This is a genomic window from Marinobacter sp., from assembly GCF_035268745.1.
Classification (GTDB): Bacteria; Pseudomonadota; Gammaproteobacteria; order Pseudomonadales; family Oleiphilaceae; genus Marinobacter.
The window spans coordinates 1-20,263 of sequence record NZ_DATFKH010000012.1; the positions used below are offsets into that span (position 1 = coordinate 1).

A 20,263-nucleotide genomic window follows, 5' to 3' on the forward strand; every position below is an offset into this window, starting at 1 on the left:
CTGTTGTAGTTGGACCAGTAGCGGCCCATCATCACGCCGTTATATTCGCCATAAGCGTGGCGGATACGGAAGGTTCCGCCGCGGAAATCTGTTTCCAGATTGGCTTTGACACCTTCCGGACTCGTGACCCTGAAGCCCAGACGACTCTGTACCGCATCAGCCCCGAAGTGACCGGTCACTTCGTTGGCTTCCGCGCCGCCAGTATTGATGGCGCTGTAATCGGCTGCCCGGGTGCTGATGGCAACGTTCTCGTCAAGATCATAGGTGGCATTCAGACGGGCGTAACCGTAAATGCTCACATCGTAATCGCCTACGCCCTTGTATGTTGCGGAGCTGAAATCTATGGCGGCTGCTTGTCCCGACACACCCAGTACCGCTGCTGCGGCAGTCGCACGAATGGCCAATCTCAATTTATTGCTTTGCATTGTTATCTCCACGTCTGATTTTGTTGTTCGTCTCATAAAGTAGTTACCAATTCGTGACATTTCAACTGAATTCTTCCAATACTGAGACGAATGTCTATGCATTTAAATCCGTGGCCTGCGGAACTTTTTTAAGAATTGTTTTGATTCCTTTCCCGGCCAATGGTGTTAAAGATCGTTTATCTCCAACCGTCCGTATTTATAGTATATGACAAAACGTTTACAAATTCTGGATGCATCTACTTTTGCCTTTCTCGATATCGAAACGACAGGTGGCAACAATTCCCGCGACCGGATCACCGAAATCGGTATCCGGTTCTGGCGCTCGGGGCAGGTGGTCGGTGAGTGGCAAACGCTGATCAATCCGGAAACGCGTATTTCGCCGTTCATCCAGAGCCTGACCGGCATCTCCAATGCCATGGTGGCGGACGCCCCGAGGTTTGAGGAGATTGCCGATGAGCTGGAATCACAGCTTGGCGGCAAGGTGTTCGTTGCCCACAACGCGCGGTTCGATTACGGCTTCATCAAGTCCGAGTTCCGCAGAACGGGCCGGCTATTCACGGCAAAGGTACTGTGCACCGTCAAGCTCTCACGCACACTGTATCCGCAATTCCGCCGGCACAATATGGATGCGCTGATTGATCGCCATAACCTTGCCCGGGTCCAGCGCCATCGCGCCATGGGCGATGTGTCAGCGATGCTGGCGTTCTTTGAGCAGGCATTGACCGACCACGGGCCGCAGTCGATGAACTCAGCCGTTGACACCCTGCTGCAGCGGCCCAGCATTCCATCGCACCTGCCCACAGACATTCTCCATGACCTGCCCCGGGCCCCCGGTGTCTATCGTTTCTACGGCGAGAACGATGTGTTGCTGTACGTGGGCAAGAGCACCAGCATCGCCCAGCGGGTGGCCTCGCATTTTTCCGGTGACCATAACACCAGCCGCGGCGTCAGAATGTCAGAAAGCCTGCGCCGGGTGGACTGGACGGAGACGGCCGGGGAGCTCGGTGCCCTGTTGCTGGAACTGAAGCAGATAAAACAGATGAAACCGCTGTTCAACAGGCGTTCGCGAGCGGCCAGGAATCTGGTGAGCATTGAATTGACCGAAAACGGGGCGGGTTATCTTCAGGCGCGGCTGGTCCGTGAAATCGAACCACACCGGCTGGGGGACTACTTCGGTCTTTTCCGTAGCAAGAGAGATGCAGAAAAAGCCCTCAGTGGCATCGCTGCAAAGAACGACCTGTGCAACAAGCTGCTGGGCCTGGAGCCGGATCATCAGGGCCCCTGCTTCCAGCGCACACTGGGGCGCTGCAAGGGTGCCTGTGACAGCGGCGAAGGTGAGGGACCGGTGAAATACAATCTGCGCATGCAGATCGCCTTTCATGGCCTGCGCCTGAAGACCTGGCCCTGGAAGGGCCCGGTGGGCGTGATCGAGCGCAACCCGCAACGGGACCGACTGGATATCCTGATAGTCTATAATTGGATGCATGTAGCCACGCTGCATGACTATCAGGAGCTGGAGGACCTGGCCCTGAGCAGTCAGGCCGTGACCTTTGACCTGGACTCCTACAAGCTGATTGTCAAAGCGCTGCTGACAGAAAAACAGCAGCGCCCACATGAGGTCATCGAGCTGGATGCGGTTGGTCCGCCGGATGTGCTGATGCCTTGAGTGGCGTACTATACTGGTAATAGTTAAAGTCATTCAGGTTCTGAGCTTCAGACTGCACCTGTCAGAACGCCTGACAGAGCGCCTGAAGCGAGTCCAGCAGGGAATCCAATGAATAAACAGCCGGTCAGTCGCGAATTATTTGATGAAGTCATGGTGCCGAACTACGCCCCCGGCGCGGTGATTCCGGTCAGGGGAGAGGGGTCCCGGGTCTGGGATCAGGACGGTCGTGAATTTGTCGACCTTGCCGGTGGCATCGCGGTGACCTGCCTCGGGCATTCTCACCCGGGGCTGGTTGGTGCGCTGATGGAACAGGCGGAAAAAATCTGGCACCTGTCCAATGTGATGACCAACGAGCCGGCACTTCGCCTGGCCCGGACCCTGTGTCATCTTACCTTTGCCGAGCGGGTGTTTTTTGCCAATTCCGGTGCCGAAGCGAATGAAGCGGCCTTCAAGCTGGCAAGGCGTTATGCATGGCAGCACACAGGCCCCGAAAAGCATGAAATCATCGCGTTCAGGAATGCTTTTCACGGCCGCACCCTGTTTACCGTCAGCGTGGGAGGGCAGGCCAAGTACCTTGAAGGTTTTGAACCGGCTCCCGGTGGTATCCATCATGCGGATTACAATGACCTGGAGTCGGTGAAAAAACTGATTTCCAAAGCGAAGACCTGCGCCGTCGTGGTCGAACCGATTCAGGGCGAGGGTGGCGTTATGCCAGCCGATGACGGCTTCCTGGAGGGTCTGCGAGCGCTCTGCGATGAGCATAATGCGCTGCTGGTGTTTGATGAGGTGCAGTCTGGCGTGGGCCGTACCGGCCATCTGTACGCCTATCAGAAATACGGCGTTACTCCGGATATTCTCTCGACCGCCAAAAGCCTGGGTGGCGGCTTTCCGGTTGCGGCGATGCTGACAACCGCGGAGATTGCCGCGAGCTTCGGTGTCGGCACCCACGGCAGTACCTACGGTGGCAATGCGCTGGCCTGCGCAGTGGCGCAACGAGTGGTGGACACCGTCAGCCAGCCCGAAATTCTCAAAGGCGTGCTGGCCCGCTCGGACAGGCTGCGCAAGGGTATGATGGATATCGGCGAACGCTATGGCATTTTCAGTGAAGTGCGCGGTGCCGGTTTGCTGTTGGGTTGCGTGATGACAGAACAATGGCACGGCAGGGCAAAAGAATTTCTTGCCGCGGGCATTGATGAAGGTGTGATGGTGCTGATTGCCGGCCCCGATGTGATCCGCCTGGCGCCATCACTGATCATCCCCGAACCCGATATCGACGAGGCGCTTGGCCGCTTTGAAGCCGCTGTACAGAAAGTAGTCGGCCAATAGATTGCTCAGCCAATCAACAGGGAGCAAGCCATGTGGATGGTACGACCCGCAAAGCCGGACGACCTGAAGTCAATACTGGCACTGGCCGGGGGTATGGGCCCGCGGCTGTCTTCCACCCTGCCCCGAAAGGACGAGGCGCTGGCGGCAAGAATCGAGCAGTCGGTTCGTGCCTTTCAGGGCACGACCGACGCCGGGGAATCCCCACGCTTCCTTTTTGTGCTGGAGGACACCGACACCGGTGCGGTACGAGGGGTCGCCGGTATTGATTCCCGGGCGGGCCACGGCCAGCCTTTCTATAATTACCGGAAAGACGCGCTGATACACGCCTCCCATGAGCTTGGCGTATCCCGTCGGGTGGAAGTTCTGTATCCGTCCCATGCCCTGACTGATCACACCTTGCTGTGTACGTTCACCATTGACCCGGCGCTGCAGGGAACCGATGCGTTTGAACTCCTGTCCCGGGCACGGATGATGTTCATCGCCAGTCACCGGCATCTGTTTACCGACCACACCGTCGTTGAAATTCAGGGGGTGCAGACCGAAAGCGGCGAGGTGCCATTCTGGGACAGCCTCGGACGCCATTTCTTTGATATGGACTTCGAGACCGCGGATCAGCATTCCGGGGCCCTGAGCAAAACCTTTATCGCCGAGCTGATGCCTTCCAACCCCATCTACGTCACGTTGCTGTCCCAGGACGCACAGACCGCACTGGGGCAGGCACACGAGAAGACCCGACCGACCTATGAACTGTTGCAGCGCGAGGGTTTCCGCGCCGGCGACTACGTGGATATCTTTGATGCGGGTCCGGTTCTGGAAGCGCGCACTGACAGCCTGAAAACCATTGTGTCCAGCCTGACCGGCACGCTGCACGGCAGTACGTCGGAGGAAGGTGAGCAGTGCCTGGTCTGCGGCGGAACACAGATGCAGTTCCGCTGCACTCTCGCACCCATCGCCGAAACCCTGAAAGGCGAGGTGAAGGTGCCGGTCAGAACCTGGCACTGCCTGGGCCTGGACGCGGGTGACCCGGTGCAGGTGTCGCCATGCTGATCATTCGTCCACTGCAGGAAAGTGATCTTGACGCGCTCTACGCCATGGCGCAATCGGCGGGCAAGGGGCTGACTACCCTGCCTGCGGACCGGGACCTGCTCCTGCGCAAGATACGCCATAGCCGGGATACCTTTGATCAGCGCTGCGCGCCGGAAGCGGGACTGTATCTGTTCGCGCTTGAGGATACCGGGCTGGAGGAGTGCGTGGGCATCAGTGGAATCCAGGCGCGGGTCGGGCTGGATGAGGTGTTCTATAACTACCGGTTGAGCGTGACCGTGAATGCCTCGCCGGAACTGGCGGTTCACGTGAGGACGCCCACCCTGCATCTGTCCAACGACATGACAGATACCTCTGAAATCTGTTCACTGTTGTTGTCGGATTCCCACCGCGGAGGTGGCAATGGTCTGTTGCTGTCGCGTTGCCGATTCATGTTTCTGGACCATTTCCGCAAGCACTTTTCCGAAAAAGTGTTCGCTGAAATGCGCGGTGTCTCGGACCAGGACGGTCGTAGCCCGCTCTGGGATGCGCTGGGGCGACAGTTCTTCGACATGGACTTTACCGACGCCGACATCCTCTCGGGGCTCGGAAGCAAGTCGTTCATTGCCGAGCTGATGCCGAAATTCCCCATCTATCTGCCAATGCTGCCGGATCAGGCCCGTGCGGTGATTGGCCGGGTCCACGACAACACCGCACCGGCTCTGAAAATGCTGCAGGCCGAAGGCTTCAACTTTAATGGTTTGGTGGATATTTTTGACGGCGGGCCGGTGGTAGAGGCGTTTATTCACAATATCCGGACCGTGCGGGACTCCTTTGATCGCACTGTGATGATCCGCTCGGACCGGGCACCGGCATCAACGTCGGATAAAGGAACCTTCATGGGGGCTTCCGGGCAGGGCGCCAGAGCGCAGGAGATGATGGTCTGCAACGGCTCATTCAAGGATTTCAGGATCACGACCTTACCCGCGGACTGCATCAGCATCGATACCATCAGCCTGAGTAAAGAGGTGGCCCGGGCGCTGGAGGTTGAAGCCGGGGACCGGGTCCGGATCGCCCCCTTGAAGGATGCCAGTGTTAATACCATCTACAGTGGAAGAGACAGTAATCACGCCGGGAAGTCCTTCGGGGCCTGACCTGTTGCAAAGAGTCTTACCGGCATTGGCAAAAGGAAGATAGGTATGGGCAGCCTTTCAGGTGACTTGTATATTGATGGATTGTGGCTGCAGGGTCACGGTGAAGAATTCGAATCTGTTCAGCCTGTCACGGGTCAAACCGTGTGGTCGGGCACAAGTGCCAACTATGAGGATATCGACGCGGCGGTCCGCGAGGCCCGTGGATCTTTTCCCGAATGGCGCAGGATGCCGCTCGAAGACCGCCAGGCGATTATCGAGTCCTTTGGCAAACAGCTCGAGGATAACAAGGAGGCTCTGGCGCACCAGATCGGGCTGGAAACCGGAAAGCCGCTCTGGGAGTCCCGCACAGAAGTGGCGGCGATGATCGGCAAAATCGGAATCTCCATCAAGGCCTACCATGACCGTACCGGTTCCAGTGCAACGGAAGTGGCAGGCGGCCAGGCCGCACTGCGGCACCGTCCCCATGGTGTGGTTGCGGTCTTCGGACCCTATAATTTCCCCGGCCACCTGCCGAACGGCCATATCGTGCCTGCACTGCTGGCAGGCAATACGGTGGTGTTCAAACCCAGTGAACTGGCGCCGGGTGTGGCGGAAATGACGGTAAAGTTCTGGGAGAAAGCGGGCCTGCCCGAGGGCGTCATCAATCTGATCCAGGGAGCTGCCGATACCGGCAAGGGCCTGTCCGGCCACCCCGGCGTTGACGGCCTCTTCTTTACCGGCAGTTCCACGGTCGGGCACCATCTGCACCGGCAGTTTGGCGGGCAGCCGGAAAAAATTCTTGCGCTGGAAATGGGCGGGAATAATCCGCTGATCGTTCAGGATGTGGCGGATACCGATGGCGCGGTCCATCATGCACTGCAGTCAGCATTTCTGTCGGCAGGGCAGCGCTGCACCTGTGCCCGGCGCCTGCTGGTGCCGGAGGGCAAGCAGGGCGACCATTTCCTGCATCGTTTTGTCAGTGTGGTCAGCCAGATCGCCGTGGGCGAATTCGACGCCGATCCGCAGCCGTTCATGGGGTCGGTTATTTCGGCCGAAGCGGCGGAAAAGTTACTTGCAGCCCAGCAGAACCTTCTGCAGAAAGGTGGCAAGTCGTTGCTGGAAATGCAGAGCCTCAAGGCGGATACCGGCCTGCTTTCGCCCGGTATTGTTGATGTTACCGGGGTTGACGGCGTCGACGAGGAATTCTTCGGGCCCCTGCTCATGGTGCAGCGTTACCGCGATTTCGACCATGCCCTTGAACTGGCCAATGACACGCAATTTGGCCTGTCTGCGGGCATCCTGACCGATGACCGGGCGCTTTATGAGAGGCTGGCCGAAGAGGTTCGTGCCGGCATTGTGAACTGGAACCGGCCTTTGACCGGCGCCAGCAGCGCCGCGCCTTTCGGGGGTGTAGGCGCCAGCGGCAATCACCGCGCCAGTGCCTATTACGCGGCGGACTACTGCGCATGGCCGATGGCGTCGCTGGAGGCCGGGAAAAGCGAGATGCCGGATGCTCTCGCGCCGGGACTTAACTTCGACTGACGGAAGGGACCATGGCCAGACATGCGGTAGAAGCCAATTTTGACGGCCTGATAGGTCCGACCCACAATTATGCCGGCTTGTCCTGGGGCAATGTCGCCTCCAGGACCAACGTCCGTGCCGTGTCCAATCCCAGAGAGGCGGCCTTGCAGGGACTCGCCAAAATGAAACAGTTGGCAGACCGTGGTTACGTTCAGGGCGTACTGCCCCCCCATGAGCGACCACATCTGCCGACCCTGCGGGCTCTGGGGTTTGCAGGCAAGGATGACGAAGTACTTCGTAATGCCGCCAGAAACAGTCCGCTGATACTGGCGGCGGTGTCTTCGGCGTCAACCATGTGGACGGCCAACGCGGCAACGGTGTCCCCCAGTGCCGATACCGCGGATAACCGGGTTCATTTCACCCCGGCCAACCTCAGTGCCAAATTTCACCGCTCCATCGAACATAATGTCACCGGCCGGGCCCTCAAGGCCATTTTTGCCGATGACGCCTACTTTGCTCACCACCCGGCGCTGCCCCCGGTCAGCCAGTTCGGCGACGAGGGCGCGGCCAATCATACCCGGCTGTGCAGCAGTTACGGCGATGCCGGCGTTGAGCTGTTCGTGTATGGCCAGGTGGCGTTTGACGAGCGCGCGCCGGGCCCGAAACTCTATCCGGCCCGGCAGACACTTGAGGCCTCCCAGGCTATCGCCCGGCTGCACGGCCTGAATGACCGGAACACGGTCTTCGCCCAGCAGAATCCGGATGCCATCGACGCCGGAGTGTTCCACAACGACGTGATTGCCGTGGGTAACGGCAATATGCTGTTCTATCATGAGATGGCCTTTCTGGATGAGGACCGGATGCTCGCGGATATCGGCGCCCGCCTGACCGGCACCGAGCTTGAGGCGTTAAGAGTCAGTAACGACCAGGTGCCGCTGGAAGATGCCGTGGCGTCCTATCTGTTCAACAGCCAGTTACTGAACACCCCGGACGGGATGATGCTGGCCGTGCCCGGGGAGTGCCGGGAAATCGAATCGGTCAGCCGCTACCTGGATACACAGGTTCGCAGCGATGGCCCGATAACCTCGGTTGAGGTATTTGATGTCAAACAGTCGATGCGCAACGGTGGCGGGCCGGCCTGTCTGCGGCTGCGGGTGGTGCTGAATGACGACGAACTCGATGCCATGCATCCTGGCGTACTGCTGAACGATGCGCTTTATGAGCGCCTGACCACCTGGGTTGAAGCCCATTACCGCAGCGAGCTGCGCCAGGACGATCTGGGGGATCCCATGCTGCTTGAGGAAGTTCGCAAGGGGCTGGATGAGCTGACAGGGATCCTGGGCCTTGGGTCTGTCTACGACTTCCAGCAATAATTCTGGCTAACAAAGCAAGCGGACAGGTCTTTCCAGAACCGTCCGGAGCCATGGGTGAAGAGCGAATAGCTCTTCACGGGCAGGCCATGGATGGCCTGCCCAGGACCTCAGTGCGACGCAGGAGCAATAAGCACTGAGGGCGGAGGCCGAGCTTACAGGGAAGTATTTACAGCGTGTTCTGGAAAGACCTGTCCGCTTGCTTACGCACGGATTAGTAATTCTGGCTAGTGTCCCGTCTGACCATCAGGCCGACGCGCTCACCCGCAGCTACCTTTCGATTGGGAAAGACGATCGCTTCCGGAACGTCGCCGACGGCGTAGCGGCTGTCGCCGTCTTCCCAGATTATGGTGCCGGGGTCGTACTCGGTAAAGTTGGCCACATCGTCCGGCACGTGAAACCGGAAACTGTCACCGGTGTTGATGATCTCGTGTACAACCTCATACAGCGTCGGCCCGGCTGACGCCGGAGCCCCGGGTGGTGTTTCTCCCTTCAGCCTGCGGCGCAGCGCATCGCGGATACCACTGAACCTGGTCAGGTCATTCTGACCAAAAGGCTGCACCTGCCCGAGCTCGATAGTGAAGCTTTCCGCGCCCAGTTCAGTTGAGGAAAACGCAGCAAACGTTGTCCCTTCGCGGTGCTGCAGCAGCAGGGTTTCCACGCCGGCTTCCAGCAGAAAGTCGGTCTGGAATCCGGGAACTTTCCGCCCCTCGACATAGGGGTAGAGCGCAAATTTTTCACGCAGTGAGGGACGAATAGCGGTGTGCAGATCGTAGTGGCTGAGGCCGGAGGGGTGGCGGGATGCAAATGCCCTGCAGGCCCGTTCCAGCTTTTGCGCGCGCTCGGCTTCCCGCAGGTTGATGTATGCCCGCTTGCCATGGGCGCCACTGAACAGGCGGTTAAGATTGACGTCCATAAACCGCTCATTCAGGTCGATGGCCAGTGGGTTCCCCAGTATCAGCAGGGCCGGGCACGCCAGTTGCCATTGCCCGTCAGCCAGTTCGCCGAACAGTCCGTTCAGCACTTCAATGGGCGCAGTTTCGTTGCCGTGGACACCCGCTGAAATGATCAGGGACTCGCCGTTAGGGTTGGCACGGCTCGCCGGTGGAGTCAGGTAAAGCAGCCCTGCATCCTGGAGCTGGATACCGGTGCCATCCTCCATTACCACGACCTTCTCCTCGGTCACCCGCGTGGTGGACGAGGTGGTGTGGGAGAGCCAGTCCCGGTTGGCACCGAATAGCTGTTCTATAACCGACATAATGAGCTGGCCTCAGCCGCCGACAGGCCTTTGGTGTCGCAGCAGATAGTTTTCCAGTTTGCGAAAGGCAAATACCAGAATAAACGTCAGAACCATGTAAATCAGCGCCACAAAAATGAACGCATCAAAAGGCGCATAGAAGCGCGAATAGATATTCCGTGCAGCGCCGGTAAGGTCGACCAGTGTCACCACGCTGGCAATGGCACTGGAATGCAGCATGAAGATGACCTCGTTTGAATAGGCCTGTACGGCCCGCCGTGCCGCGCTGGGCAGGATAATCCTGCGCATGCGCAGGGCCCAGCTCATGCCGTAGGCTTTGGCGGCTTCTATTTCGCCGTGCGGGGTCGCGATGATGGCGCCGCGGATGATTTCGGTGGTATAGGCCGCCGTGTTGAGGGTGAATGCGAGCAGGGCAGGATAGAAAGCTTCGCGGAAAATATCCCACCAGAAAGTCTGCTGGATACCTTCAATCTGCGCGATCCCGTAGTAGATGATGTAAAGCTGGATCAGCAACGGAGTGCCACGGAAAACGTAGGTGAATAACCAGATCGGGCCGTTGATCAGCGGATTCCTGGACGTGCGCATGATCGCCAGCGGCACCGCCAGAATCAGCCCCAGCATCAGTGACGCGAATACCAGTTGGACGGTGGTGACCAGACCGTCCCAATACTCCATGATGGTAGGGCCTGTGAAAATCTCGTTGCCGCTGAGCAGCTCGTACAGGAATTCTGGCATGGCTTAACCCCCCTGGACCACGCCGACATTGGCTCGTTTGTTGAGCCAGCGGATGAACAGTTCCGAGCAGGCGGTCAGGGTCAGATACACAAACGCTACCGGAATGAAAAAGTGGAATGGCATGCGCTCGGCTTTGGCAGCTTCTTCGGCAACGCGCACCATATCAGTCAGGCCGATAATCGAGACCAGCGCGGTGGTTTTCAGCAGCACCTGCCAGTTATTGCCAAGGCCGGGCAGGGCATGGCGAAGCATCTGCGGGAGAATGATGCGGCGGAAAGTGTGAAAACGGCTGAAGCCATAGGCTCGGGCTGCCTCAATCTGGCCATTCTCGACAGCCAGGAAGGCACCCCGGAATGTTTCGGTCATATAAGCCCCGAAAATCAGGCCGATGGTGAAAACACCGGAGATAAAGGGGTCGAACTGAAAAAAGAAATCGTAACCGTAGGCATTGTAGATGGCGTCTGACAGGTTGTTTACCAGCACCTGGCCGCCGTAATAGAACAGCAGCATCATCACCAGGTCCGGAACGCCGCGAATCAGGGTGGTGTAGGCTGTAGCCACGCCCGCGGCAATTCGGCTGTTCGAGAGCTTGGCAGATGCGCCAATGAGACCCATAGCCAGGGCCAGGGCCAGGGAAAGGAAGGCCAGTTCGATGGTAACAATGGCCCCGTCCAGAAGGGCGGGGCCATATCCTTTCAGGTCGATCATTAATTTACATCTTGATGTCGTAGGCGAAGTAATTCTTCATGATAGCGTCGTAGGTACCATCTTCCTTCAGCGTGGCAAGCGCAGCATTCACCTCTTCTGCCAGATCCTTATCACGCTTGCGCATGGCAACGCCCACACCCTGGCCCAGCTTGACCGGCTCGCCGACCTCCTTGAAGCCGTCCTTGCTCAGGATGGTCTGCTCGCCCACCGGGTAATCCAGAAAGACAACGTCAAGGCGCTGGCCTTCAAGATCCAGCACCATGTCGTCAGCAGTGGTGTAGCGCTTGATGGATACAACACCACCCATCTCTTCGGTGACGTGGGTGTCCATGGTGGTGCCACGCTGAACGCCTACGGTCAGACCTTCCATCGCATCCATATCAGTGACGTCGGTGTCGAAGTCTTCCCGTGCGAACCAGCCACCGGGGGTGTTGTAGTAGGGCTCGGAGAACAGCACCCGCTCGGCGCGCTCCGGGGTAATCGACATGGAGGACATGATCAGGTCGAATTTGCGAGCCAGCAGTCCCGGAATCATGCCGTCCCAGGCCTGGATAACAAATTCGCAGTTTGCGCCCATCTCCTCGCACATAGCTTCGGCCAGTTCTACTTCAAAACCGGTCAGGTTGCCATCTTCATCCTTGTATTCGAACGGCTCATAGGGCACATCAAACGCAATCCGCAGGTCCCGTTCCTGGGCCTGGGCGGCGCCTGCCATCATGGTAAGGGCGGCCACTGCAGCGCTTGCTGCAACAATCAGTTTTTTCATAGGTCACTTCTCCAGTTGTTATTTGCCTTGCGGGCTCAATTTTTCTGCTTTTGCCGGTCTGCTTTCAAGATAGCACTGCATATCAGAACTTGGGAGCAAGAAACTGTTTCATCCGTTCCGAATCCGGATTATCGAAAACCTTGTCCGGGGTCCCCTGCTCTTCGATCACGCCCTGATGCAGGAACAGGACCTGGGACGATACATCCCTGGCAAACCCCATTTCATGGGTAACCACAATCATGGTGCGGCCTTCTTCGGCCAGGTTCTGCATGACCCGCAGGACCTCACCCACCAGTTCCGGGTCCAGAGCTGACGTGGGCTCGTCAAACAGCATGACTTCGGGCTCCATGGCCAGCGCCCGGGCGATGGCTGCGCGTTGCTGCTGGCCGCCGGACATCTGGGCGGGGTAGTAGTCCTTGCGTTCGTATATGCCGACCTTGTTGAGATAGGACTCTGCCCGTTCGATGGCTTCGCTTTTGGGGACACCCAGAACGTGAACTGGTGCTTCCGTAATGTTTTCAATAACCGTCATATGGGACCACAGATTAAAGCTCTGAAATACCATCGATAACTTGGCCCGCATCAGCTCCACCTGCTTGTTGTCGGCGGGAATGCGCTCACCTTTTCGGTTGGTGGTGAACCGGATGGGGTCCCCATGCACGATGATATCGCCGGCGGTGGGCGTCTCCAGCATGTTAATGCAGCGCAGGAAAGTGCTCTTGCCAGAACCGGAACTGCCAATCAGCGAGACAACATCGCCTTTTCTGGTTTCCAGCGAAATACCCTTGAGCACTTCCAGCTGGTCAAAGGTCTTGTAAATATCCCTGCAGATCAAAGGCGCTGATTCCGCCATGGGGAGCTCCTGGTCCGGGCTGAGAAATGCCACTGTGTTATGGGCTGTGGTTTTCGGGTCAATCCTCATTGTGGATGACTTGACCGGCTATGCAAGTGTTTTGCATTTCATGCCTGTCTGAAGGCCCCATGAGCAGCGGCAGCCGGCTTTCGGGAAGGAGGCTGATCCATGGATACCCGGATGATGGTGGTGCCCTGGCGTTCAATGTCCTGCATTGATTCTTTGACAAAACGAACGTGCGACATTGCCAGGCGTTTCGCGGCATCCGGTTTTCTTGCCATTATGGCCTGGTAGATGCGCCGGTGCTGGCGGGTAATACGGTTGCGCATTTCTTCCCGCGGATTGAGATTGGCGACGGCCGCCTGGACTGTCAGCAACATCAGCTTCTTCAAACCGTTCAGCACATGCACCAGTACCGGGTTGTGGGAGGCTTCCATAATGGCCTGATGGAAGCTGTGGTCCGGCTGGGCATTGCTGAGCGGGTCGGTCTGGTCAAGTGACGAAAACGCCTTGGTGATTCTGTGCAGATCCTGAGGGCTGGCCCGCAGGGCGGCAAGATAGGCCGCCTGTCCCTCGAGTTGTTCGCGAACTTCCAGCAGATCATAGAGCGTTCTGTGGTGGCCGGCGAACATCTGCAGCAGCGGACCTTCTTCGCTGGTATTTGCGTTGCCGGAAACGATGCGGGTAACGAACGAGCCTTTGCCATGCCGGGTTTCGATCACTCCCCGGCCCTGCAATTCATGCAGGGCTTCCCGTATCACCGCCCGGGATACCCCAAGCTTTGCCGCAAGCTGGCGCTCGGACGGCATTTTCTGGCCGGGGGCAAGGCCGCCGTCGAGTATCAGCTGTTCCAGTCGGAAGGATATTTCCTGAACTATTGCCATGTTTTTGCCTGATGCAATGAACTGGTCTGACCAGTTGGGTTTTTTGTTTTCAAAAATCATGTTTTCGAGCTGGTTCTTTAAATATGGCCGATCTCCGGCATTTCGTCTAACGCTCATTTCAAAACTGGTCAGACCAGTGGGTAATCCTCTGGACTAAATCCGGCCTGGCTACGAATATCCGTTAATGTCGGTGGCTTCCGACGTTTTTAACTGACGCAGATAACAACAATGTCAACGGAGATGTGTCGATGATCATCATGAATAATGAACAGCAATCTGTGGCTGAGCGCTCTTGCGCCCGGCGATCCGGGCGTGGAGTTTTCAGAGCAGTGGCCCTGGCTGCTGCCGTGGTCGGCTCCGGCCTGATCGGGGCAGGACAGGCGCAGGCCGCAACCACCTGGAAAATCCAGTCGGTTTGGGATGCGGGCACGGTCGGTTACGACCTGTTTGAGGAGTGGGCTAACAGCATTGAGCAGAAATCCGGTGGTGAGCTCATCATCAAGCCCTACCCTGCCAAGTCGGTAGCTGCGGATAACAACGGCCTGTTTGAAGCGGTCCGCAACGGCGTTCTGCAGGGTATGAACCCGTTCACCCTGTACTGGTCCGGCAAGATCCCGGCCTCGGTCTTTCTGTCATCCTACCCTGCCGGTCCCGACCAGCCTCACCAGTGGGATATCATGTTCTATTCCATGGGCATGCTGGAAAAAACCCGTGAAATCTACAAGAAATTCGGGCTGTTTTACGTTGGCCCGATCCAGCACGATGCCAACATCATCCATTCCAAGAAGCCGGTTAACAGTCTGGCGGACCTGAAAGGCATGAAGATCCGGGTGCCCGGTGGCATGGTGGCTGAAGTATTCCAGCAGTTTGGTGTGTCAACTGTCAGCCTGCCGGGTTCGGATATCTTCCCGGCGCTTGAAAAAGGCACCATCGACGCGGCGGATTACGTCGGCCCGGCGGTTAATTACGAGCTGGGTTTCTCCCAGGTGACTGACTACATCATGTTCGGTCCTCCCGGTGTGATGTCGATCTACCAGCCGGTGGATCTGATGGACCTGACGGTTAATCTGAGGGTCTGGAATGCCCTGGATCCGGAACTGCAGCAACTGGTTGAGGACGAGGTCCGCAACTATTCCCAGAAGCATTACCTCACCATCCAGAAGCGCAATATCGAAGCCATGAAGAAGTTCAAGGAAGAAGGCGACACGGTGACCCGTCTCAGCCAGTCCGACCTGGAGGAGTTCCGCAAGGCAGCGATTCCGATCTGGTTCAACTGGGCGAGCAAGAACGAGGACGCCAGGGCGATTCTTGATATCCAGCTCGAGTACATGATGAACGAGACCGTTGGCTACCTGGAACCGGAAGACATCGAAGGCATGTAAGCCTGCATCAATCAAACAAAACTGATCACGGGGAAGGTTAGGGCGTGCATTGACGGCATTCCCTCCCTTCCCCGCTCTGTGATGAAGGTGACAACAACATGTCTGATCTGAGTGCGTTCGGCTTTGTGATGCCGCACTGGTTCTATTGGGGCTGGCTGGCGGTGATGCCGCTGATCATGATGGCGCTGGATCGCTGGCTTTCCGGGCGCGGTGTGGAGGCCGTCGACAAGAATGCGGCAGCCAACGAAAAGCTTCAGCAAATTGAAGCAGAGCTGAAAAAAACCGTCGATTACAGCGATGCCAGCAACTGGTTTACCAACGCGGTGGACTGGATCAGCGAGAAATCCGGTGTATTCATTTCCTTCTGGACCGTGAATGCCGTGGTGTTCTACTTCTTCGAAGTGGTCATGCGCTACGTTTTCAACCAGCCGACGGTCTGGGTTCACGAGGCCAGTTTCCTGCTTTTCGGTATGCAATACCTGATGGCCGGCGCATTTGCGCTGCTCCATGGCTCCCATGTGCGGGTTGACGTGGTTTACAACTTCCTGCCATTGCGCGGTCGGGTGGGCATGGATATTTTCACATCGATGTTTTTCTTCATGTTCGCGATTGCGTTGATGATTACCTCCTGGACCTTTCTGGAGAACTCCTACTCGATGGATGAACGGACCGTTGAAACCTGGGGCATTCAGTACTGGCCGGTGAAAGGCGTAATGATGCTGGGGTCGACGCTGCTGTTCCTCGCTGGCCTGTCCAAACTGATCAAGGATATCTCGATGTATATCAAACTTGGCCGGGAGCAACACGCATGAGCCCTGAAACCATGACCAGCCAGGGCAATCCCCTGATCGGCAGGATCGGCACCTGGCTGATGATCGTTGCCACGGTCGCCCTCGGCTTTGTGATGCTGGTGGAAGTCATCAACATCCTGTTCTATGACCCCTGGAGTGATGACAGATTCCTGTTCAGGCTCTCGGGCGTGCTGTCGGATGTCAAAATCGGCCCGCTGACCTACATCATGTTCGGGTCCCTGGCCGTACTGCTGATGATGGGGCTGCCCCTGGCATTCGTTACCGGTGGCCTGGGTGTCATGTTCATCTATCTGGTGGGCGACTCGATGATGCTGAACATCATCCCCAGCCGGATATTTCCGATGATGACCAACTCCGACCTGGCAGCGATTCCGCTGTTCATCTTCATGGCCTCCATGCTGGAGCGGGCGGGTCTGATCGAAGAGATGTTCAACGTGGTCTACAAATGGATGGGGGGGCTGGGTGGCGGCCTGGCGATTGCCACCATTCTGGCCTCCACGATTCTGGCTGCCATGGTCGGGGTTATCGGTGCCGCTGTGGTTACCATGGGCATTATTGCGTTGCCGGCGATGTTGAAACGGAATTACGACCAGAAGATAGCGCTGGGCTCGATTATGGCCGGCGGTACTCTGGGCATCCTGATTCCCCCCTCCATTCTCGCCATCCTCTATGCCGTTGTGGCTCAGCAGTCAGTCGGTGAGCTCTATCTGGGCTCGGTTATTCCCGGCATCATTCTCTCCAGCCTTTATGTGACCTATGTCGGGGTCCGTTCCTGGCTGAACCCGAAACTGGGGCCGCCAATACCAGAGGAAGACCGGATCGGGCTGAAAGAAAAGGTCCTGCTGTTGAAAGATCTGATCGCGCCGCTGTTCCTGGTTTTCCTTGTGCTCGGGCTATTGTTCGGCGGGGTTGCAACGCCGGTTGAGGCCGCCGGTATTGGCTCCTTCGGGGCGATTCTGGTGGCAATGAAGCACAAGGTATTCTCCGTGGCCACCCTGCGGGATGCCTCGGTAACAACCGCCAAGGCATCAGCCATGGTGCTGTGGATCATGTTCGGGGCGTCGGTCTTTGTGGGCTTCTATATCCTCCAGGGCGGTCAGGAGTTCATAACCGAAACCATTCTGGGCATAGGCCTGTCACCGTATGCCGTGCTGTTGCTGTTGATGGTCCTGCTGGTGGTGCTGGGCATGTTCCTTGACTGGGTCGGTATCCTGCTGCTGGCGGTGCCGATCTTTATCCCGATCGTTGAAGCGCTGGAATTCCCCGGCCTGTTCGGGTTGCCCGGTGTCGAAGGTTCCGATGTGGTGTTATGGTTCGGGGTGTTATATCTGGTAAACATGCAGATGTCGTTCCTCAGCCCGCCCTTTGGCTATGCGCTGTTTTACATCCGCGGCGTCTGCCCTCCGGACATTACCATGGGCACGATTTTCAAGTCGTCTCTGGTATTCCTGGCTATCCAGGCGTTCGGACTGTTTATCTGTGTACTTATTCCGGGTGTGGTCACCTGGCTGCCCAACCTGGTTTATGGCTAAAAACAAGGAGTAATGATTTATGTTGACAGTTAACCGGCTTGATCTGGCGGATGCCAGAATTCTGATCGAGGGTGCGGCCGAGAAAGCCCGTGAAATTGGTGTGCCCATGTGCATTGCCATCACCGATGAATCCGGCAACCTGATCGCGTTCGAGCGTATGGATGGCGGCAAGATCACCAGCGTGACCATTGCCCAGGACAAATCCTTCACAGCATCGGCCGCGAAGAAGGCAACCCATGATTACAACGCCGTCAATGTGCCCGGCAAGCTGGCCTTTGGCATCCACACCGAGGTGGGTGGTCGTATAAGCTCAGTGGGTGGCGGTCTGCCGGTGATTGTTGACGGCGAAGTGGTGGGCGGCATTGGTCTCAGCTCCGGCACGCCCCAGCAGGATATGGACTGCGCCCAGGCGGGGCTTGATCATTTTGAAACCAAACGGGGCTAGTTGCTGTCACATCAGCAACTTTCCCGATCAGAGGCGGCTATGACAACCAGGCCAGGCATCAGTAAAGCGGAGCTGGCGGAGAAATTCCGCGAGTTTATCGACCCGGACTTCGTTATCACCGACAACGAAACCATGAAGCCCTACGAATGCGACGGCATGTCCATGTATTGCGAGATGCCGTTGCTGGTGGTGCTGCCGGAAACTCCGGCCCAGGTCCAGCGGATAATGCGTCTGTGCAATGAGCACAGAGTGCCGGTGGTGGCCCGGGGTGCGGGCACTGGCCTGAGTGCCGGGGCCATGCCCCACAGGGAAGGCGTGGTGTTGTCGCTGGCCAAGTTCAATCGCATTCTGGAGGTTGATCCGCTGGCCCGGACCGCGCGGCTCCAGCCCGGTGTCCGCAACCTGGCCATCAGTGACGAAGTCGCCCGGCATGGTCTTTATTACGGGCCGGACCCCTCGTCCCAGATTGCCTGCACGATCGGGGGCAACGTGGCGGAGAATTCGGGTGGCGTGCACTGTCTGAAATACGGCCTGACGGTGCACAACATCCTCAGCGTGGAAATGATCACGGCGGAAGGTGACCGTGTGGTGGTTGGCAATGATGCACTGGATGCCTGTGGCATGGATCTGCTGGCCCTGATGACCGGTTCCGAGGGCCTGCTTGGCATTGTCACCGAAGTAAAAGTGAAACTGCTTCCCAAGCCTGAAATTGCCCAGGTCGTGATGGCAGGTTTTGACAGCGTCCAGAAAGCTGGCGATGCAGTGGGTGGCATTATCTCCGCCGGCATCATCCCCGGCGGCCTGGAAATGATGGATGGGTACGCTATTGTCGCCGCCGACGATTTTGCCCAGGCGGGCTACCCGAGAGAGGCCAAAGCTCTGTTGCTGTGCGAAGTGGACGGTACAGAAGAAGAAGTGCACGAACACATCGAGCAGGCAGAAGCCCTGTTCAGAAAGCTTGGCGCCACATCGGTGAGAACCTCCCAAAGCGAAGAAGAGCGGGCGCTGCTCTGGAAAGGTCGCAAATCCGCCTTCCCGGCAGTCGGTCGTATTTCACCGGATTATTACTGCATGGACGGCACCATTCCCCGCCGGCATCTGGCGCATGTGCTGCTGGAAATGGAAAAAATGTCCGAGAAATTCGGCCTGCGGGTCGCCAACGTATTCCACGCCGGGGATGGCAATCTGCACCCGCTGATCCTGTTTGATGCCAACGTGCCCGGTGAATTCGAGCGTACTGAGGCGTTTGGTGGCAGCATCCTCAATCTGTGTGTGGAAGTGGGTGGCTGCATCACCGGCGAGCACGGTGTCGGCGTGGAAAAAATCCGTCAGATGGCGGTGCAGTTCAGTGATCAGGAACTGCAGCAGTTCCACGATCTCAAGGCAGCGTTTGATCCCCGGGGCATCCTCAATCCCGGCAAAGGCGTACCCGCGCTCAGGTTCTGCCAGGAGTACCGTTCCCTTGAGTATAAACAACACAACCATGACACGGTGGAAGTAGCGCATGGCTGATGTATCCGAGGGTTTAAGGAAACAGATCCTCAACGCCCGCAAAAAAGACCAGAAGCTCAACATCGTCGGTGGTGGCAGCAAAAACTTTATGGGCCGCGCGGCCGACCGCCATGCCGACACCCTGAGCCTGGCGGAGCACACCGGCATCGTGGAATACCACCCGGTGGAACTGATCATGACCGTCCGCGCGGGAACCCGTATTACCGATATCGAGGCTGCACTGTCCGAAGAGGGCCAGTGCCTGCACTTCGAGCCACCCTGCTTTGGTGATGGATCAACCCTGGGCGGCACTCTGGCCTGCAACCTCTCCGGCCCGGCCAGACCCTGGTCCGGCTCGGTGCGGGATCAGGTTCTGGGAATCCGCCTGCTTAATGGCAAAGGCGAACACCTGCGATTCGGTGGCCAGGTCATGAAAAACGTCGCCGGTTACGATGTTTCAAGACTTCAGGCCGGCGCCCTGGGAACGCTTGGCGCAATCACCGAGATCAGCCTGAAAGTCATGCCCAGACCGGCTGCATCAATGACTCTGGTGCAGGACATGGCCATGGACGACGTCATCCGCTATATGAACCAGCGCGCCGGCGAATCCAAACCGATTACCGGGGCGGCCTGGGTAGACGGCAAAGTCTATCTGCGCCTGTCCGGCGCCAGGTCCGCCGTGGAAGCCACCGCTGAAAAGTGGAGTGGCGAAGTGATGGAGCAGGGCGAAGCCTTCTGGCAGCAACTGCAACACCTGCAGCACGACTTTTTCACCGGCGACGGACCCCTGTGGCGGTTCTCCATAGGCTCGACTGCAGCTAACCCCGAGCTGGATGGCCCCTGGCTGATCGACTGGGCCGGGTCCCAACGCTGGTACCGCGGCGAGGCCGACTCCGCCCGGATGGAATCCATGGCCAGGAGCGCTGGCGGACA

18 protein-coding genes and 1 pseudogene are annotated in these 20,263 nt (G+C 57.9%); 12 read left to right on the forward strand and 7 right to left on the reverse strand.

Going from position 1 to position 20,263, the window contains the following annotated elements:
- Positions 1-425: pseudogene (locus tag VJ956_RS00845) on the reverse strand (hypothetical protein); the annotation flags it as partial.
- A gap of 205 nt (positions 426-630) precedes the next feature.
- Here VJ956_RS00845 and VJ956_RS00850 point away from each other — a divergent pair.
- The 6 genes from VJ956_RS00850 to astB all read left to right on the forward strand — a co-directional run bounded on the left by VJ956_RS00850 (position 631) and on the right by astB (position 8,467).
- Positions 631-2,091, forward strand: coding sequence for an exonuclease domain-containing protein (locus VJ956_RS00850; RefSeq protein WP_324080615.1), 1,461 nt, complete (start codon positions 631-633; stop codon positions 2,089-2,091).
- A 108-nt stretch (positions 2,092-2,199) separates the two neighbouring features.
- Positions 2,200-3,417, forward strand: a complete 1,218-nt coding sequence (locus tag VJ956_RS00855) for an aspartate aminotransferase family protein (RefSeq protein ID WP_324080617.1) — start codon at positions 2,200-2,202, stop codon at positions 3,415-3,417.
- A gap of 30 nt (positions 3,418-3,447) precedes the next feature.
- On the forward strand, positions 3,448-4,464 hold the full coding sequence (locus VJ956_RS00860) for an arginine N-succinyltransferase (protein WP_324080618.1): 1,017 nt from the start codon (positions 3,448-3,450) through the stop codon (positions 4,462-4,464).
- The gene (gene astA, locus VJ956_RS00865) at positions 4,458-5,594 is read left to right on the forward strand and encodes an arginine N-succinyltransferase (protein ID WP_324080621.1); all 1,137 of its coding nucleotides are present in this window, start codon (positions 4,458-4,460) and stop codon (positions 5,592-5,594) included. The genes VJ956_RS00860 and astA overlap by 7 nt, the downstream gene beginning before the upstream one ends.
- A gap of 45 nt (positions 5,595-5,639) precedes the next feature.
- Entirely contained in the window at positions 5,640-7,115 is a 1,476-nt protein-coding gene (gene astD / locus VJ956_RS00870; protein ID WP_324080623.1) for a succinylglutamate-semialdehyde dehydrogenase, read from the forward strand.
- An 11-nt stretch (positions 7,116-7,126) separates the two neighbouring features.
- Positions 7,127-8,467, forward strand: coding sequence for an N-succinylarginine dihydrolase (gene astB / locus VJ956_RS00875; protein WP_324080625.1), 1,341 nt, complete (start codon positions 7,127-7,129; stop codon positions 8,465-8,467).
- 211 nt (positions 8,468-8,678) lie between these two features.
- On the opposite strand, the gene VJ956_RS00880 is transcribed toward astB, so the two are convergent.
- The 6 genes from VJ956_RS00880 to VJ956_RS00905 all read right to left on the reverse strand — a co-directional run bounded on the left by VJ956_RS00880 (position 8,679) and on the right by VJ956_RS00905 (position 13,668).
- Positions 8,679-9,722 carry a succinylglutamate desuccinylase gene (locus VJ956_RS00880; protein WP_324080626.1) on the reverse strand — a complete coding sequence of 348 codons (1,044 nt, stop codon included), beginning with the start codon at positions 9,720-9,722 and terminating at the stop codon, positions 8,679-8,681.
- 12 nt (positions 9,723-9,734) lie between these two features.
- Positions 9,735-10,457: an ABC transporter permease gene (locus VJ956_RS00885; RefSeq protein ID WP_324080628.1), complete on the reverse strand. Its 723-nt coding sequence runs from the start codon at positions 10,455-10,457 to the stop codon at positions 9,735-9,737.
- Positions 10,458-10,460: 3 nt separating this feature from the next.
- Entirely contained in the window at positions 10,461-11,165 is a 705-nt protein-coding gene (locus tag VJ956_RS00890) for an ABC transporter permease (RefSeq protein ID WP_324080630.1), read from the reverse strand.
- 4 nt (positions 11,166-11,169) lie between these two features.
- Entirely contained in the window at positions 11,170-11,931 is a 762-nt protein-coding gene (locus VJ956_RS00895) for a transporter substrate-binding domain-containing protein (RefSeq protein ID WP_324080632.1), read from the reverse strand.
- Between the two features lie 82 nt (positions 11,932-12,013).
- On the reverse strand, positions 12,014-12,784 hold the full coding sequence (locus VJ956_RS00900) for an ABC transporter ATP-binding protein (RefSeq protein WP_324080634.1): 771 nt from the start codon (positions 12,782-12,784) through the stop codon (positions 12,014-12,016).
- A 107-nt stretch (positions 12,785-12,891) separates the two neighbouring features.
- Positions 12,892-13,668, reverse strand: coding sequence for an FCD domain-containing protein (locus VJ956_RS00905; protein ID WP_324080636.1), 777 nt, complete (start codon positions 13,666-13,668; stop codon positions 12,892-12,894).
- Positions 13,669-13,916: 248 nt separating this feature from the next.
- Between VJ956_RS00905 and dctP the strand changes: the two genes are divergently transcribed.
- The 6 genes from dctP to glcE form a co-directional block, all read left to right on the forward strand.
- A complete protein-coding gene (dctP, locus tag VJ956_RS00910) occupies positions 13,917-15,050 on the forward strand; it encodes a TRAP transporter substrate-binding protein DctP (RefSeq protein ID WP_414674350.1) in 1,134 nt (377 codons plus the stop codon).
- 98 nt (positions 15,051-15,148) lie between these two features.
- Positions 15,149-15,862: a TRAP transporter small permease subunit gene (locus tag VJ956_RS00915; protein WP_324080638.1), complete on the forward strand. Its 714-nt coding sequence runs from the start codon at positions 15,149-15,151 to the stop codon at positions 15,860-15,862.
- Positions 15,859-17,394, forward strand: coding sequence for a TRAP transporter large permease subunit (locus tag VJ956_RS00920; protein WP_324080639.1), 1,536 nt, complete (start codon positions 15,859-15,861; stop codon positions 17,392-17,394). The genes VJ956_RS00915 and VJ956_RS00920 overlap by 4 nt, the downstream gene beginning before the upstream one ends.
- Positions 17,395-17,413: 19 nt before the next feature.
- A complete protein-coding gene (locus tag VJ956_RS00925) occupies positions 17,414-17,839 on the forward strand; it encodes a heme-binding protein (RefSeq protein WP_324080641.1) in 426 nt (141 codons plus the stop codon).
- Between the two features lie 39 nt (positions 17,840-17,878).
- The gene (locus tag VJ956_RS00930) at positions 17,879-19,351 is read left to right on the forward strand and encodes an FAD-linked oxidase C-terminal domain-containing protein (protein WP_324080643.1); all 1,473 of its coding nucleotides are present in this window, start codon (positions 17,879-17,881) and stop codon (positions 19,349-19,351) included.
- Positions 19,344-20,263, forward strand: a 920-nt coding sequence (gene glcE / locus VJ956_RS00935) for a glycolate oxidase subunit GlcE (RefSeq protein WP_324080645.1), incomplete at its 3' end; no start/stop codon positions are given. The genes VJ956_RS00930 and glcE, both read left to right, overlap by 8 nt.